The sequence below is a fragment of the 'Cynodon dactylon' phytoplasma genome (assembly GCF_009268075.1).
Lineage (GTDB): Bacteria > Bacillota_I > Bacilli_A > Acholeplasmatales > Acholeplasmataceae > Phytoplasma > Phytoplasma cynodontis.
In genome coordinates this window covers 1-17,589 of the sequence record NZ_VWOH01000006.1, presented here as the reverse complement: position 1 = coordinate 17,589, position 17,589 = coordinate 1, and the positions used below count along the sequence as shown (strand labels likewise).

Below are 17,589 nucleotides of genomic sequence, written 5' to 3'. Positions count from 1 at the left end.
GTTGTTGTTTTTTACTTGCTAAAGCGTCTTTGCGGTTGATTAAAGTTTCTTCTTTGTCTTTGCGATTAATTTCTGTTGTTAAAGACTGAATTTCTGTTTCTAAAGCGATAAGTTGTTGTTTTGTCGTTGTTAACTGATCTCTTTTTTGAGTTAAAACTTCTTTGTTTTTGCGATTAATTTCTTCATTTTGAGAAATACGAAAAATAAAAAAATCAAAAAGTTTATTTAATTCATCACTTTCATAAAAAAAAACATCTGATGCTACTAATTCGAATTGAGAAAAAGAATACTTGTCTTTAAATTTTAAATATTTTTTATATAAATTTTCGTTTTTAACGAAAGCCAAAATATTCTTTTCTGATGTTAAAGAAGATTCTCGCAAATTAACTTTTCTTATATTTGATACAAAAATAGGTAATTTTTCTGTTTTTAAAATATCATATCTAGTTAAACAATCTAAAATATATTCTTTATCATTAATTTGTTTAGAATCAAAATCATAAAAACTATATTTTGAATGCAAATCCAACAATATAAAAGACAAAATATTTATAATTATATCTTCATAATTTTTATGTAATAATTTAATTTTATTTATATTTTTTTCATTTAATTCTGAATTTTTTTTAAAAAAATTATTAATTATTATATCTTCTATACGTGAACCTGACATTCTATATATTTCGTTTTTTTTATTGTCTGATTCTAATTCTAAATTTTCTTGATAATTTTCTACTTTTAATCTTGGTAAAATATAATTTTTTTTTGAAAAAAAATTATATTTAAATTTACTTAAAAAATATTTTTTTTCAAAAAATAAAAAAAAACTAATATTTAAAAATGCAAAAAAAATTATTATATTTATTATTAAAATTATTAAAAATAAAAAGTAAAAAAAAATATTTTTTCTTTTCATAAAAAATTAAATAAAACAACTTTCTAATAAATATTTTTAATTATTATTAAAACAAAAAAAACAAAAAAAATAATTAAAAAAATTAATTAAAAAAATAAATTTTATCAAATTATCTAGCTTTGTTTAGGATAACTTTTTTTAATTAAGTATTTATTATAACATAAAAAAATGTTTAAATAAATATTTTTTTATTAATATAATTCATTAATATTCTGTTTTTTAAAAATTTTTTTTTTAAATATTAAATAGAAAGTAATAGAAAGTTGAAATAAATACATTATAAAATATGATATAATCTATAGGAAATATTTAAAAAATTTATAATTGATTCATATATTATCAAATAAATTTTTTAAATATTATTAAAAATAAGGAATTATATCAATGATTAAATTATCAATAGATGCTATGGGTGGAGATTTCGCACCTGAAATGATTGTCAAAGGAGCAATAAAAGCATTAAAAAAAGAAAAATCATTAAATATTATTTTATATGGAGACAAAGATAAAATAAATAATATTATAAATAAGGATATTTCAATCAAATTACATGATCAAATTAATCAAAGAATTTCTATAATACATACTCCAAAATTTTTAAATATGGATGTTTGTAATATAAGAGAAGAACTTAGAGATAATCCTTCTTGTTCTATGTTTTTAGCTCTTCAAGCAGCTAAAGATAACGAAGTTGACGGAGTAGTTTCAGCAGGTCCTACACAAGCTTTAATTCTATCAAGTTATTTAATTATAGGTACATTAAAAAATTTCGAAAGAATTGCTTTAGCTCCTATTTTTTCTTCTTTAAATAATGAAAAAAAAAAAATTATATTAGATGCAGGAGCTAATATTAGTTTAAAACCAAAACAAATTTTAAATTTTGCTATTTATTCTTCAGTTATTATGAAAGAAATATTTAAAATATCAAAACCTATAGTAAAGCTTTTAAACATAGGTTCAGAAAAAAATAAAGGAAGAGAATTTGAAAAAGAAACTTTTGAATTACTTTCTAAAGAAAAAAATATATATTTTAAAGGTAATGAAGAACCGAATAATATTTTAAATTCTGAAGCTGATATTTTAATAAGTGATGGATTTACTACTAATATGATTTTAAAAAGTTACGAAGGAGCCATAGAAACATTACTTTATTATTTTAAAAAAATTATGACTGAAAATTATTTTAAAAAAATAGTAAGTAAAATTTTATTTAAAAAAAAAATACAAGAAATAAAAAAAAAAATAGATAATAAAGAATTAGGAGGAGCGATTCTTTTAGGTTTAAAAAAAATTGTTATTAAAGCTCATGGTAATTCTGAATATTATTCTTTTTATAAAGCTATTATTCAAGCTAAAAATTTAGTAGAAAAAAAATTTTTTGATAAAATTAACAAAAACCTAAAATAATTTTAAAAAAATGAATAGATATATGAAAGAACTATTCAAAAGATTAAATATCAAACCTAAAAATATAGACTTTTATATTAATGCTTTAACACATAGCTCTTACGCTAACGAAAAAAACTTAAAATATAAAGATAACGAAAGATTAGAATTTCTTGGAGACGCAGTTATTAATTTTCTAATGGCCAGTTATTTATACAAAAAAAATAAAGACAATGAAGGTGTTATGACTAAAAAAAGAGCTCAAGCAGTTTGTGTTGAATCTTTATTGATTTATGCTAAAGAAATAAAATTAAAGGATTATATCTTATTAGGTAAAGGTGAAAAAAAAAGATATATACATAATTATTCTATTGTAGCAGATGCTTTTGAAGCTCTTTTTGGAGCTATTTATTTAGATTTAGGATATCAAGAAGCAGAAAAAACTTTTTATTATGTTGTCTTACCATGTTTAAAAAAAACTTTAAACATTATAGATTTTAAAACTAAATTACAAGAATTAGTTCAAACAGAAAAAAAAAATATTTACTATAAAATAATTTCTGAAAAAGGTTTGTCACATGAAAAAAAATTTATTGCAGAAGTTTACTTAGAAAATCAATGTTTAGGGAGAGGTTCTGGTAAAACAAAAAAAGCTGCTGAACAAAAAGCTGCACAAAAAGCACTTAAAAAAATATCTCCTAAAAGAGGAAAATGAAATGTTAAAAATGCTTTATGAAGAAGGTTATTTAAATATAGAGAAAATATTAATTAAAGAATATAAAAATTTAAATTTAGAAATAAAAGAATTAACTATTTTGCTTTTAATACTGAATGATGAAAAAAAGGAATGTTTTTCTTCTTTAAATTTAGTAGAAAAAACTAATTGGTCTAAAAACGAAATTGAATTAATATTAGAAAAATTAATGAAAAAAAATTTTTTTGATATAGTACAACAAAAACAAAAAGATAAAATTATAGAAATATTAAATTTAGAAAATACTTTTTCACAATTAGAAAACTTTTTCATGAAAAAAAAAAATATAAAAAAAGAAATTAAAAAAAATTATATAAAAGAAACTATAGAAATTTTAGAAAATTTAAAAGGAAAAAATTTAACTGGTTTTGAATTAGAAATAATAAAAAATTGGTATTCTGATAAAAAATATTCTCATAAAGAAATCATAAATTCTATAAAAGAATCTTTTTCATGTAATAAAACCTCCCTGAATTATATAGAAACAATTTTAAATAAAAAACAAAAAAAAATATTTAATAAAAATTTTCAAGATGATCAAATTCTTCATAAAATTTTTAAAAAAATTAAGTAATTTTTTTCATGTTTTTTTATTGAATTATGAAATTATGTTATAATTATGGTATTGAATCTTTATAAAAAAGATTTAATAAAAAATATACAAAATATTAATATAGGAGGAAAATAAAAAATTATATTATGCAAAATGAAAATTTTTGGCAGTCTACAAAAGGTAAAACAATTGGTGGTTCAATTGCTGCAGTTTCTGTATTATTAGTTTATTTAATTTTTGCTTGGTTTGCAGGTCTTTTCCCTTTTAAAACAAAAATTATTTTAGATAAAGATACAATTGCTAAAAGTGAAGCTAATTTAAAATTGAATACAGCAGACGCAACAAAAATAACTGATAAAGATAAAGCAAAACAACTTATAGACGATACAGTTAAAAAAATAAATGACTTTGTAGAAGTTATAAATAACTATAATGCACAAAACGATAAAAAAGTAAAAGATACTACAATTAAGCTTTTCTCAGATCTATCTAATTCAATTAAAAACGTATCAATACCAGATACTTATAATGCGAATACTTTTGCTGATTCATATAACAATGTTGCAAAACAAACATCATTAGATAGTGCTTTCACTGCGCTAAAATCTGATCTTGATATTAAATAAAAAAGAAATATATTCAAATAGAATAATTTCTAGTTATTTTTTATTATAAATAATATTCTTTTTTTTTAAAAAAAAAGTAAAAAATATGCAAAAGCATATTTTTTTTATTTATATAAAAATAATTAATGATTTTGTTATTTAAAATTTTTTTTATTTAAAATAGATAAAATAAAACCTTTAAAAAGAGGATGAGGATTAAAAGTCCTGGAAACAAATTCTGGATGAAACTGAACACCGACAAACCAACTATGATTTTTCAATTCTATAATTTCTACTAAATCTTTATCTTCATTCATTCCTAATCCGGCAAAAACAAAATTAGGATGACTATTAAATAAAGAAAAATATTCGTAATTAAAAATATATCTATGACGATGCCTTTCATAAATAATTTCTTTTTGAAAAACATCAAAAGTTTTACTATCTTTCTTTAATAAACAAGGAAACAAACCTAACCTTAAAGTACCTCCTAAATTTTTATTTTGATGTTTTTTTTCTATAATAACAGGATTAAGAGTATTTTTATTCATTTCTGTAGAATGAGCTTCTTTTAAATTTAAAACATTACGAGCAAATTCAATAATAGCTGTTTGCATTCCGAGACAAATACCAAAAAAAGGAATATCGTTTTCACGAGCATATTTAATAGTGGTTATTTTTCCTGATATTCCTTTGCAACCAAAACCACTAGGAACCAAAATACCATCACACAAACCTAATTTTTGATCAACATTATGTTCATTTATCAAATCAGAATCAATCCATTCAATATCTATATGAGTATTATAATAGTAAGCAGAATGTTTTAATGCTTCTATAGTAGATAAATAAGCATCATGAAAAGAAACATATTTACCCACTAAAGCAATTTTAATCTTATGTTTCAAATTATTAATTTTGCAAACTAATTTTTCCCACTTTATGATATCTTTCTTTTTTGCATTATTAATAATTTGAAAATGATTTAAAATAAAATCATCTATTTTTTGATTATTTAAATTAATAACTATTTCATATAATGTTTTAACACTTATATTTTCAAAAATAGCATTTTCTTCTACATCACATAAAATAGAAATTTTTTTTTTAATATCAGAAGAAATTTTTTTTTCACTTCTTAAAACTAAAATCTGAGGTTGAATACCTAAAGATCTTAATTCTTTAATACTATGTTGAGTAGGTTTCGTTTTAATTTCTTTAGAAGTTTTTAAAAAAGGTACTAAAGTATTATGAATATAAATAGTATTTTGAATTCCTAAATCATGACGTATTTGTCTAATAGATTCTAAGAAAGGTAATGATTCAATATCACCTACAGTACCACCAATTTCTACAATGATAATATCATAATCATGAGAAAAAGATGTTTGTAAAATTTTATTTTTAATTTCGTTCGTAATATGTGGAATTACTTGAACTGTTTTTCCTAAGTATTTACCTTCGCGCTCTTTTGAAATAACTGATTTATAAATTTGTCCTGTAGTAATATTAGATAATTTAGTTAAATTTTCATCTAAAAATCTTTCATAATGTCCTAAATCTAAATCTGTTTCAGCCCCATCAGTAGTAACAAATACTTCTCCATGTTGAAAAGGGCTCATAGTACCAGAATCTACATTAATATAAGGATCTAATTTTTGCATAAAAATTTTAAAACCACGTTTTTTTAAAATTTGTCCTAAAACAGATGCAATAATACCTTTTCCTAAACCAGAAACAACTCCTCCTGTAATAAAAATAAATTTAGTTTCTTTTTTAATTTTATTCATTTCTCACCTTCTAAAAAAAAATTTTTTGTTTTTTTAAAAAAAAAAAAAAAATTAAATAATAAAATTTTTAGTACCTATTTTTTGACCTATTTTAATTTCTGTATCTTTATTTAAAAGAGTATTTTTTAAAATATATTCGTCAAAATAAACTATCCCCTTTTTTACTAACAAAATAACTGTAGAACCTCCAAAAGAAAAAAAACCTTTTTCTTGACCTTTTGCAAATTTTTCTATTTTATAATTATTTATTTTTCCCACACATAAAGCTCCTACTTCTATTTGAATGACTTTATCAAAATTTTTAGTTTGAAGAATAGTGTATTCTCTGCTATTTTCTTTAAAAACATTAAAATATTTAAAAGCTATAGGCCTAATAGTATGTAATCTACCTCTTATTTTATATGTTTTTGAAATTGTTATTCCATTATCTATAAAAATATAACGATGATAATCTGAAGGTCTTAATCTAAAAATAACTATATAACCATTTGTATATTCTTTTGATAATTCATCATTACGTAAAAGATCACTGATATGATATTTTGTATTTTTAACCGTATAGAAACTATTATTAGAAATAGGATAAATACTAATCAATCCTTCACAAGGACTTATAAAAATTGTTCTTTTTCTTGAAAAAGAAATTTTTTTATATTCTCTAATAAAAAAATCATTATAAGAACTAAATTTTGTTTTTTTAAATAAATTTAAATCAATATTATTTTTTTTCACTATTTTTAAAATATGTATTTTAGAAAAAAAAGATTTGAAATAAAAACTTATTAAATTAGCAAAAAATTTAGAAGTTAAAATTTTTAATAACATTCTTTTAAACAAATTTTTATTTAAGTTAGAATATAAAAATAATTTTTTTTTACTATTCAATCTTTTATCTTTTATTATATTTTGTTTATTAATTTTAGAAGACATATTTATTTTTTACTTTCCCTTTTAATGATCGAAATAATAAATTGAAAAAATTAATATTAAAAAAAATTTAGTTAAGCAGAAAATAAAAAAAATATTTTTATTTTTTTTAATTTTAATTTTTTCAAAAATAAATAAAAAAGATAATAATAAAACAAAAAAAAGATAAATTAGAGGAAAAATTCGAATGTAATAATCTAAATAAAAGGAAAAAAAATTGCTTTTTTGATTAAAATATTTTTTAGATATATTTTGTAATAAAATTAAAAAAGGAAAAATTATAGAAGAAAAAGTAACCGGAATACCTACATAATAATTTTGAAATTTTGTTTTTTTGTCTATTTCCATTGTAACATTAAAATAAGCTAATCTTATTAAAACAGATAAAATATAAAAACTACAACAAAAAAGAAAAAATACTTGAAAACTTTCTAAAGAATTAGAAAAAAGAAAAATAAAATTTTTATTACTTATATATTCTTTTTTTAAAAAAGACCAACCTATAAAAATAGGAAGAATACCAAAACTAACTATATCAGCTAAAGAATCTATTTGAATTCCGTATTTTTTTTCTTGAATAGAACGTTTGGTTTTAAGACGACTTATAAAACCGTCAAAAATATCAAAAATACCTGATATTAACAAAAATATAGAAGCATTAACAAAATTATAATTTTGAATAGACAAAATTATTCCTGTAAAACCACTTAATAAATTTAAATAAGTTAAAATAACAGTATAATTATAAAAACCTAAGAACATTGTAAAAACCTCTATTTTTGTTAATGAAAATATTTAAATTTAAAAAATTTTTAAAACTTTAAATTTTAATAAATAAAAAATATTTATTTTATTTATTTTCTTCATCTAAATATTCATATTCTTCAATGTTATCTTCTTTTTCGACTTCTGTTTCTTCATCTGAAAAATCTATTTTTTTTTGAATTTCATCATTTTCTAAATTAAAATCAGAATATAAATCTTCTTGTATTAATTCACTTTCTTTTTCTTCTTCATTATGTTCTTCTGAATCGCTTTGTTTTAATAAAAAATCATCAAAATTACAAATTTTTTTATCTATTTCATCTTGATCTTGTTTAATATTAATATTACTTTCATCTTCAGAATTGACAAAATATTCTTTATCCCATAAATCCAAATATTCTTCTTTAATACTCCAAAGATCTTTTCCATGAAAAACAAAATGACCACTTAAAGTTATATCAATATATAATTGAGATAATTTTTCTTTATTATCTAAATCTATTTTTTTTATTTTAAAAACTTTTTCCATTAATTTATAAATAGACATAGGTTTTTTATTTTTTTTTAAAATTTCATAAGAAATATCTAACATAGACTTATTTAAATTTTCACTATTTTTCAAATTATATTCACCTCCTTAAAAAAAAATTAAAATTCATATTCTTTGGAAGCTTCAATAAATAATTCTTCCGATGCTTTTTCTACTTGTTTTAACAAATCATTAAAAGACAAAAGCAAACTTTCTTGTATCAAATCCAAATTTTTTAAAGAATCTATATTTTTAATTTGAACATCTATTATCTGTTTTGTTCCTTGCATAACTATAAAAATATCACCTACTCTAGAAGTAAATTCTCTTGATTCTAATTTTTTTTGAGCATTTTCTATTTTTTCTTGAATTTTTTTTATTTTTAAAAACATATCTATTTCTTTTTTAGAAAATTTCATTTCTACTCCTTAACTAAATCTGTATTTATAACTTCTACTTTTTCAAAACCAAAAAGTTCTCTAGCTAAACTAACTAATATTTCTTTATTTTGTTCTATATTTAAAACAGAATTTTGTTCATAAAAATGAGTATCAAAATAATAAAAATCAGAATCTTTTAAAATCTTAGTTTTTAAAAATTGTTTATAAATAGGATATAAAAATTCTTCCCAATCTTTTTTTAAAACTACAAAATATTCCTTAATAAATTCTTTTTTAGAATTTAAAATTAATTTTATTTTGTCTCTAATGCATCTATTTAATAATCTTTTATACTCATTTTCATTATTACAAGATAATAACATCTCTTTCTGAGAACTTATTATTAATAAATCTGTTTTATATAAGATATTAGCCGCAATAGATAATTCTTTTTTAGGAAATTGTTTCAATTTATACCATCTTTTTTTTATTATATTTTTAGTATTTTCATCAGAATATAAAAAAATTTTTTTTAAGCATTTAACAAAAATATCTGTTTTTTTTGTTGATTCCAAATGAATTTTATTTGTCTTATGTTTTTCATATATAATTATATTATCTTTGATAAAGAAATTTTTATATATAATCGAAGGAAGAAAAATTTTATTTTCTTTTTTATCATTAAAATTATCTTTTTCAAATAAAAATTTATTATCAACCATAAAAAGTTGACTTATTTCTAAAAAACTAATTTTAATTAAATTTTCTTTTTGTCTTGAATGAATTAAATTTTCTTGAAGTTTAAATAATATTTTAAAAAAATTTTCTCTTTTGTTATTAGATAAATAATAAAATAAATTATCGATATCATCATTTTTTTTAAAAAAATCTATTAATCTTACTTGACATAAATCGATCAAATCACTAACAAAAAGGTAAATATTAATATTACTTAATTGAAATAATTCTTCTACAAAAAATATTATATCTTTAGTTGTGTTTTTAAAAAAGCATTTTAATAAAAATTCTATTTTTTTTTTAGGAATAATTCCTAAAACTTCTTCTATATCTTTTCTTGTGATGTAACAACCATTATTTTTGAAAGAATTTATTTGATCTAATAAGTTTAAAGCATCTCTTAAACTGCCATTAGAATAAAAAGATATAGTATCTAAACTATTTTCATCAATTAAAATTTTTTCTTGATTAACAATATAATTTAATCTTTTTTTAATATCTAAAATAGATAAATTTTTTAAGTGAAAATGTTGAGATCTAGAAATAATAGTTTTAGGTATTTTTCTTAATTCACTTGTAATTAAAATAAAAACAATACTAACAGGTGGATCTTCTAATAATTTTAATAAAGCATTAAAAGCGTTATTTGATAAAACATGAACTTCATCTATAATGTAAACCTTATATCTTAAAATACTAGGTTTGTATTGAGCTTTATTTTTTAATTCTCTAATTTCATCAACACCATTATAAGAAGCTCCATCAATCTCTATTATGTCTAAACTATTTCTATTATCAATCATAGAACAAGATTCACAATTATTACAACAATCTTCTTCTTTTTCAAAACAAAAACAATTTATACTTTTAGCTAAAATTTTAGCTAAAGTAGTTTTACCTACACCTTTATCACCACTTAATAAAAAACAATGATGAATTTTTTTATATTTAATAGCATTTTTTAAAGTTTTAACTATAATATATTGGCCAACCATATTATTAAAATTTTTAGGCCTATATTTTCTATATAATGTTATATAAGACATTTTTTTTAAAACCTTTTATTTAAATTTTTATTTTTTTGTTAAATAATAAACTTAATCTTTTTTTAAAAGATTTAAAAAAAAATTTTCTAAAATAGTTACAAAAATAAAAAAAAATTCAAAAATAAAAGATAAAAAAAATAACCAAAATCTGTTAAAAATCACAAATTTATAATATATTAAATTTATTTTTAAAAAATAGAAGATAAACACTGCTATTTAACATTATACAATTTAAAAATCAAAATAGCAAAAATTATTTTAAATCATAAACATAGATAAGTATTCTTGAATTTGATCCTTATCATTCATTTTTAAAATAATACCTTCAAAAGCAATAGAAATATTCCCAGTTTCTTCAGAAACAATAATACTCATACTATCGCTGTTTTCACTAATACCTAAAGCAGCTCTATGTCTAGAACCCGTTTTTTTTTCAAAATTTTGTTTTTCAGATAAAATAAAATAAGCGCCTGCAGAAATTATCTTATCTCCTCTAACAATAACAGCTCCATCATGTAAAGGTGAATTTGGTAAAAAAATACTAATTAATAATTCTTTTGTTACTGTTCCATCAATCAAAATAGAATTTTGGGCATATTGTTCTAAAGAATTATATTTTTCAATAGTGATTAAAGCTCCAATTTTCATTTTGGAAAGAGTTAGTACAGAATCTATAATATTCATTTGAGTATTTTTACTTCCCATAGCAAAAGTTTTATTTTTATTCCATAATTTCGAAAAATTTTGTAAATGAAATCTTAAATAAGGAGCTTTAATAATAATTGGAAAAAGAAAAATAAAAGTTAATAAAGAAGTATAAAAATCAAATCCTAAAATTTCCTCTATATTTATATTAAATATTTGAAAAAATTTTTTTTTCAAAAAATATACAAATAAACATCCTAAAAAAAAAGAATAAAATATCTTGAGTAATTCGTAATTACTAAAAAAAATATGTAAAGAAATATAAATAATTAAAAATAAAATTATAATGTTTAAAATATTTTGTAATATTAATACAATACTCATATAAAATATCCTGTTTTTTAATTTATATACTCAAAATTGAATTTATCTATTTTTTTATAATAATTCTTTATTTTTTTTAATAAATATTTTTTTAATTTTTATTAAAACCAAAATATATAACAAAAGAGAAAATAATAATAAAAACATATACTTTTTATTAAGAAAAGGATTAGTGAAATATAGTAATTTTGTAAAAGAAGGAATATAAAAAATCAAAAATGTTAAAACAAATGAAAATATAATAGAAGATAATAAAAAAATTGAAATTTTAAAATTTTTAAAAGTTTTTTCTGTTCTTAAAAATAAAATATTTATAATTTGAGTCCAAAAAGAAAAAATAAACCAACTAGATTGAAAAAAAGAACTTTCTGTTGAAATAAACTTATATAAAGTTATCCAAAATATCAAATCAAATAATAAAGCTACAAAACCAAATATTAACATAAAATTAATAATTTTTTTAAAATTCCATTTTCTAGGTTTTTCTAAATAAATATATTCAACATTATCAAAAGGTAAAGAAACACATATTAAATCATAAATCAAATTTAAAAACAAAATTTGAATATGTAATAAAGGAATAAAAGGTAAATATAAAGAAGCTAAAATAATACTGAAAATATTACTAAAATTAGAAGATAAAGTAAATTTAATATATTTCATTATATTAGTATATACTCTTCTTCCTTCTAAAATGCAATTTATTATAATTTTTAAGTCTTTGTCTAAAAAAATAATGTCTGATGCTTCTTTCGCTATATCTACACCAGCTTCTACAGAAATAGCTAAATTAGCTTTTTGCATAGCCGGAGCATCATTAATACCATCACCCATAAAACCTATAATATTTTTTTTCCTTCTAAATATAGATACAATCCGTGATTTATGCTCTGGAGTTAATTTAGCAAAAATATTAATTTTCAAAGCTTTTTGATATAGTGTTTCATCATCCATTTTATCTATATCTTTTCCCAAAAGAAAATGATTATGATTTTCAATATTTATTTGAGAAGCTATATTTTTAGTCAAAATTTCATTATCACCAGTTAATATTTTTATTTTAACTTCATGTTTTTTTAGTAAATTAACAACTTCAATAGCACTTTTTTTAGGAATATCAAAAAAAGTTAAAAAACCAATCATAATCATATTAAATTCTATTTTTTGATTATTAAATTCATTATTTAAAGAAGATATATTATCTATATCTTTATAGGCTACTCCTATTACACGCATCCCTTTTTTATTATAAAAATTAATTTTTTTTCTAATGTTTTCTTTATTGATGGAAAATAATTCTTTTTTTTTAGTTTGATGATTATAAATTTCGGTATAATCACAAATATTTAAAATTTCCTCAATAGCTCCCTTACTAATAATCTTAAAATTATTTTTTTTCATATTGTTTTTAATAATAACACTAACAATTCTTCTTTTAAAATCGAAAGGAATTTCATCTATTTTGCTGTTTTTTTCTTTAAAATAATCAAAAGTTTTAAAATCTTCTTGTTTTTCCATTTCCTTTATTATAGAAATATCTATAGAACTTTTTAAACCTGTTTGAAAAAAACTATTTAAAAAAGAATATTTTAAAACTTTTTTACTTAATTTATTATTTAAATCTAAATATTCATTTATTTGAATTTTATCTTCGGTTAAAGTTCCTGTTTTATCAGTAAACAAAAAATTCATAGTAGCTAAATCTTGTATTGAATATAAACTTTTAACAATAATTTTTTGTTTTGATAAATTAATTACGCCATGAAAAAAAGATAATGTAGTAATTAATGGTAACATTTCAGGAGTTATTCCTAAAATAACAGTTAATGATAATAAAAAAATATTTAAAAAATCAAAATTTGCAGAATTTTTACAAAAATTTATAATAAAAATCAAAGGAAATATAAAAAAAGTAGAATAAATCAATAAACTTGAAATAGAATTAATATCTTTTTGATGATCAAAATATTTTTGTTTATTAACTATTTTGTTTATTTTTCCTAAATAAGTACTATTCCCTGTAGAAATAACTATGCCTTTCGCATAACCACTAATAACATTAGTCCCCATAAAAACAATTTTTTTATCTTCTAAAATATTTTTATAATTATCATTAATATAGAGAGCATTTTTTTCAATTGGTTCATTTTCACCTGTTAAAGAAGTTTCTTTTACAAAAAAATCTTTAGTTTGATATAACCTTATATCAGCAGGTATAATATCTCCTGCCGACAAATAAATAATATCACCGATAACAACCATATCAGAACTAATTTCGATAATTTTTCCATCTCTTTTTATAGAAACACTTGTTTGAGTTATTTTTTTAAATTTTTCAGAAATTTTTGAAAATTTCAGCTCTTGTACAAAATAAACTATATTAGATATAAAAAGTATAACTAAAACTATTATTATAGTGGAATAATCTTTATTTTTATCAAAATAAATATCTTTCAAAAAAGTAGTTAAAATTAAAAAAAACAAAATAATATTAAAAGGATTTAATAAAATTCTTATGATTTTTTTAAAAATTTCTTTTTTTTTTTGCTCTAAAATATTAAGCCCATATTTTTTTTCTCTATTTTTAGCTTCTTCCTGAGTTAAACCTTTTTTTAAATTAGTTTCAAAATATTTTTCCAAATTTTCAATTTTTTGTAAACTAATATCTTTATAAAAAGAAAAATTTTCTTTATTTTTTTCAATCATTTTTTTCACATTTTTTTAAATATTGTTAAATTAAAACAGATAAATAATTATAAAAAAATAAAAAAATAAATTACATTTATCTAACTATTATTTTTTTTTTTTTTAAAAAAATCTATTTTATTATTTTTAATTTGTGATTATTAAAATTATCTGTTATAAAACTCAACAATAAGTTGTTCGTTTATATTTGATAAAAACTCATTTCTTTTTGGATATCTTATGTATTTTCCTATCATTTTATCAGAATCAAAAGAAATATATTCTGTTTTATTTTTAGAAGAATTATTAATACTTTTTAAAGAATCCTGAATAAATTTTAAATCTCTCGATTTGGTACTTATAGAAATATGTTGACCTGGTTTTAAAATATAAGAACAAATATCAACTTTTTTAGACTCTACCAAAATATGACCATGAGATATTAATTGTTTTGCTTGAGCTCTTGTTTTAGCTATATTTAATCTATAAACTATATTATCTAATCTAGATTCCAGTAAAATTAGAAAATTTTCTCCATGTATTCCTTTCATTTTACTAGCTTTTTTGAAAATGTTTTTAAATTGTTTTTCTGAAATTCCATATGTTAAACGTACTTTTTGTTTTTCTTGTAATTGGATTCCATAATCACTATTTTTACTTTTTCTTCTTTTTTGTTTATCAGAATACAAATTATTTTTTTTTATTAGTTCCTTTCCAGTTTCTGACAAAGAATAATTAAGACGACGGGATACTTTCCATAATGGATTTTTATAAGACATTTTTTGTTTTTCTCCTTAAACTTTGAACTTATTTTATTTATATTTATTTCTTTATTTTTAATTCTAATTTATTAATTTTTTATTTATCATTTTTTTATTATAAACTTACATATTTTATAATTACATAATTTTATAATTTTTCTTCATAGTTTCTTATTATTTATATATATAAAAAAACTTTTAAAAAAACTTATAATATGCAAAAATATGCAAAAACTACAAATTAAAAGTAAATTAAAATATATAAACTAAAACTAAAATAATAAATTAAATATCATAAATAACGTATTGTAATATTATAACATTATATTAAATAATTGATTTTATATTTTTAATAATTTTTTAATTAATCATATGTTATTTTAATTCAAAAAAAATAATTAGTCAAGAAAATTCAATTTATTGAAATATTTATGATAATTATAATAAAATCAAGATAAAATTAAAATTTGATTCTATTCAAAATTTAATAATTTTTATTGCATTTTGGTTGTTTATATGATATAAATACTAAGTAATTAATAAAAAAGTAATTAAATTTAATTAAAAAATTAGATTATTATTTTGTTATTAAAGATCAAAAAAACTCAAAATAAACACAGCAAAAATATAAAAATAAAAAATTCAATTTAAAATTAACATAAAATTATCACAATACTTAATACTTAGTTATAATTTTAGTTATTATTATTAGTTATTGTTTATTTTAAGTTTTTTTGATCTTTAATTAAATTGCTCATTTTGACATTATTTTTACGATGTCAAATATAAACTTAATAATATAATTGTAATTATAACTACAAAAACTATAAATTAGTAACATAATATTTGAATTAAAATATTTTTATATATTGATAACTTATAAATAAACTTATAAACAAAATAAATAGCTAAATTTCAAATTTATTATGTAATATCTAATTATTGTAAAATATCTAATAACATTTCATTATCATGCTTATTTCATAATCGTTTTTAAAATAAAGTTTTTCAGAAAGAAAATTAAAATTAATATATTATTAAAATAGTATTATTAAGAGAAATATATTGAAATAAGTTTAAATTATAATAAATTATTAATTTTAATATATCTTAATTTTTAAAATAATGAAATAAATAATAATAAAATTTAATTGAAACTATTTTTTAAAATAAAGAAAGGCTGAATACAAAAATAAAGATGAAAATAATATTATTAGGGCCTCCAGCTACTGGTAAAGGAACACAATCTTCTATTTTATCTAAACATTTTCAAATACCTCATATTTGCGTAGGAGATATTTTTAGACAAAATTTGCAAAAAAAAACTAAACTAGGATTGAAGATAGATTCTTATATAAAAAAAGGTTTGTTAGTTCCAGACGAAATAACAAATGAAATAATAAGTCAATATTTAAACAAAAAAGAATTAAAAAATGGTTTTATATTAGATGGTTTTCCTCGTAATTTAAAACAAGCATATTTTTTAACTCAAGAACTAAGTAAAAAAAAAATGGATTTAAATAAAGTAATTTATCTAAACTCTGATGAAGATTTTTTAAAAAAAAGAATAATAGGCAGAATCATTTGTCCTAAATGTGGAGAAATATATCATAAAGAAACAAAAATGCCTAAAATAAAAAATTTGTGTGATAATGACAATAGTATCTTAATACAAAGAAAAGATGACAATATAGAAACTTTTTTAAAACGTTTAAATATATATAAAAAAGAAACTTTTCCTATAGTTGATTACTATAATAAAATGAATAAGATAATAGAGATTAAAACAAGTAATTCTGAAAATTCTATTAAAAAAATAACAGATATAATTTTAGAAAAATTATTAGTTAATTAAAATATCAACTTTAATAAAATAAATATCAAAAATAATAAATAACAAAAAAATAATAAAAATTTTACAAAATATGTAAAAAAATATCAATTTTATAGATATAATAATTATACATAAACATATTTTTGCTAATTATTATTTTTATTATTTTAATTTTCTTATTTAAATTAATATATTTAATTTTTTTTTATGCTTATTAATTTCAATTACTCTTTTTATTTATTCTTTATAAAATCTAATAAAAATTTGAATAAAATAAAAACTTAAAAACAATTTTTTTATTATTTGATTATATTTTTATTATTTTAAAACAAAATTATTTTAAAATAAATCATAATTCAATAAAATAAAAAAAAACTAAAAATTAACAAAAAAAATTAATTTAATATAAATATCTTGATTTGTTAATATTTGTCTTGAATTAACTTTAATTAATAAATTAAGTTATTTTTTTAAAAACAGAACATATAATAACTAATAAAAAGTAAATTTAATATCTTTAACAAAAAAATTTTTTTTAATTAAGTTTAATAATAATTTTTTTAAAAAAATTAGAAAGTTTCACAATTTGATAAAAATGAAAAATAAATTCAGAAATATTAAAAAAATAACAATATTTGCTGTTCCCTTTTTTGCTAGATTATTTTTTTTTTATATAAATATTTTATTTTTTTTAATTTTAATAATTACAATATTAAATTATTTTGATCAAAAAAAAAAAAATTTTTACAATTCATTTCAAAAAAAATATATTCAAAAATTAGATAATAAATATTTTGAAAAAAACGAAAAAGAAAAAAATTATCAATATTCAACTTCAATAAGAAAATTAAAAAATATTTTTCCAGAATTATCCAATAATAAAGAATTATT

The 17,589-nt window shown here is 18.4% G+C and carries 16 protein-coding genes; 6 read left to right on the top strand and 10 right to left on the bottom strand.

The window, feature by feature from the left end:
* On the bottom strand, positions 1-916 hold a 916-nt coding region (locus F1741_RS02110; protein ID WP_152309966.1), incomplete at its 3' end, for a hypothetical protein.
* Positions 917-1,300: 384 nt separating this feature from the next.
* On the opposite strand from F1741_RS02110, the gene plsX reads away from it, so the two are divergent.
* The 4 genes from plsX to F1741_RS02090 all read left to right on the top strand — a co-directional run bounded on the left by plsX (position 1,301) and on the right by F1741_RS02090 (position 4,235).
* Positions 1,301-2,323, top strand: a complete 1,023-nt coding sequence (plsX, locus tag F1741_RS02105; RefSeq protein ID WP_152309965.1) for a phosphate acyltransferase PlsX — start codon at positions 1,301-1,303, stop codon at positions 2,321-2,323.
* Between the two features lie 10 nt (positions 2,324-2,333).
* Complete coding sequence (gene rnc / locus F1741_RS02100; RefSeq protein WP_193310883.1) at positions 2,334-3,017, top strand: ribonuclease III; 684 nt, start codon at positions 2,334-2,336, stop codon at positions 3,015-3,017.
* Position 3,018: 1 nt separating this feature from the next.
* Complete coding sequence (locus F1741_RS02095) at positions 3,019-3,630, top strand: DnaD domain protein (RefSeq protein WP_152309963.1); 612 nt, start codon at positions 3,019-3,021, stop codon at positions 3,628-3,630.
* Positions 3,631-3,755: 125 nt separating this feature from the next.
* Positions 3,756-4,235: a hypothetical protein gene (locus F1741_RS02090; protein WP_152309962.1), complete on the top strand. Its 480-nt coding sequence runs from the start codon at positions 3,756-3,758 to the stop codon at positions 4,233-4,235.
* A gap of 134 nt (positions 4,236-4,369) precedes the next feature.
* Here F1741_RS02090 and F1741_RS02085 read toward each other — a convergent pair whose 3' ends face one another.
* From F1741_RS02085 to rpsD, 9 genes are all read right to left on the bottom strand, one after another.
* Positions 4,370-6,004, bottom strand: coding sequence for a CTP synthase (locus F1741_RS02085; protein WP_152309961.1), 1,635 nt, complete (start codon positions 6,002-6,004; stop codon positions 4,370-4,372).
* A gap of 51 nt (positions 6,005-6,055) precedes the next feature.
* Positions 6,056-6,934, bottom strand: a complete 879-nt coding sequence (locus F1741_RS02080) for a phosphatidylserine decarboxylase (protein ID WP_152309960.1) — start codon at positions 6,932-6,934, stop codon at positions 6,056-6,058.
* Between the two features lie 21 nt (positions 6,935-6,955).
* Complete coding sequence (locus F1741_RS02075; protein ID WP_152309959.1) at positions 6,956-7,693, bottom strand: CDP-alcohol phosphatidyltransferase family protein; 738 nt, start codon at positions 7,691-7,693, stop codon at positions 6,956-6,958.
* Positions 7,694-7,781: 88 nt separating this feature from the next.
* Positions 7,782-8,318 (bottom strand): DNA-directed RNA polymerase subunit delta, encoded by a 537-nt coding sequence (gene rpoE / locus F1741_RS02070; protein ID WP_152309958.1) that lies wholly within the window; start codon positions 8,316-8,318, stop codon positions 7,782-7,784.
* Positions 8,319-8,344: 26 nt separating this feature from the next.
* Positions 8,345-8,644 (bottom strand): YbaB/EbfC family nucleoid-associated protein, encoded by a 300-nt coding sequence (locus F1741_RS02065; RefSeq protein ID WP_244609574.1) that lies wholly within the window; start codon positions 8,642-8,644, stop codon positions 8,345-8,347.
* Between the two features lie 2 nt (positions 8,645-8,646).
* Complete coding sequence (dnaX, locus tag F1741_RS02060) at positions 8,647-10,389, bottom strand: DNA polymerase III subunit gamma/tau (protein ID WP_152309957.1); 1,743 nt, start codon at positions 10,387-10,389, stop codon at positions 8,647-8,649.
* Between the two features lie 258 nt (positions 10,390-10,647).
* Positions 10,648-11,418: a diadenylate cyclase gene (locus F1741_RS02055; RefSeq protein WP_152309956.1), complete on the bottom strand. Its 771-nt coding sequence runs from the start codon at positions 11,416-11,418 to the stop codon at positions 10,648-10,650.
* Between the two features lie 54 nt (positions 11,419-11,472).
* Positions 11,473-14,124, bottom strand: coding sequence for a magnesium-translocating P-type ATPase (mgtA, locus tag F1741_RS02050; RefSeq protein WP_152309955.1), 2,652 nt, complete (start codon positions 14,122-14,124; stop codon positions 11,473-11,475).
* A 146-nt stretch (positions 14,125-14,270) separates the two neighbouring features.
* The gene (gene rpsD / locus F1741_RS02045; RefSeq protein WP_152309954.1) at positions 14,271-14,882 is read right to left on the bottom strand and encodes a 30S ribosomal protein S4; all 612 of its coding nucleotides are present in this window, start codon (positions 14,880-14,882) and stop codon (positions 14,271-14,273) included.
* A gap of 1,180 nt (positions 14,883-16,062) precedes the next feature.
* On the opposite strand from rpsD, the gene F1741_RS02040 reads away from it, so the two are divergent.
* Both F1741_RS02040 and F1741_RS02035 read left to right on the top strand, forming a co-directional pair.
* Positions 16,063-16,719 (top strand): adenylate kinase, encoded by a 657-nt coding sequence (locus F1741_RS02040; RefSeq protein ID WP_152309953.1) that lies wholly within the window; start codon positions 16,063-16,065, stop codon positions 16,717-16,719.
* Positions 16,720-17,293: 574 nt separating this feature from the next.
* The coding region (locus F1741_RS02035; protein ID WP_152309952.1) for a hypothetical protein at positions 17,294-17,589 on the top strand (296 nt) is incomplete at its 3' end.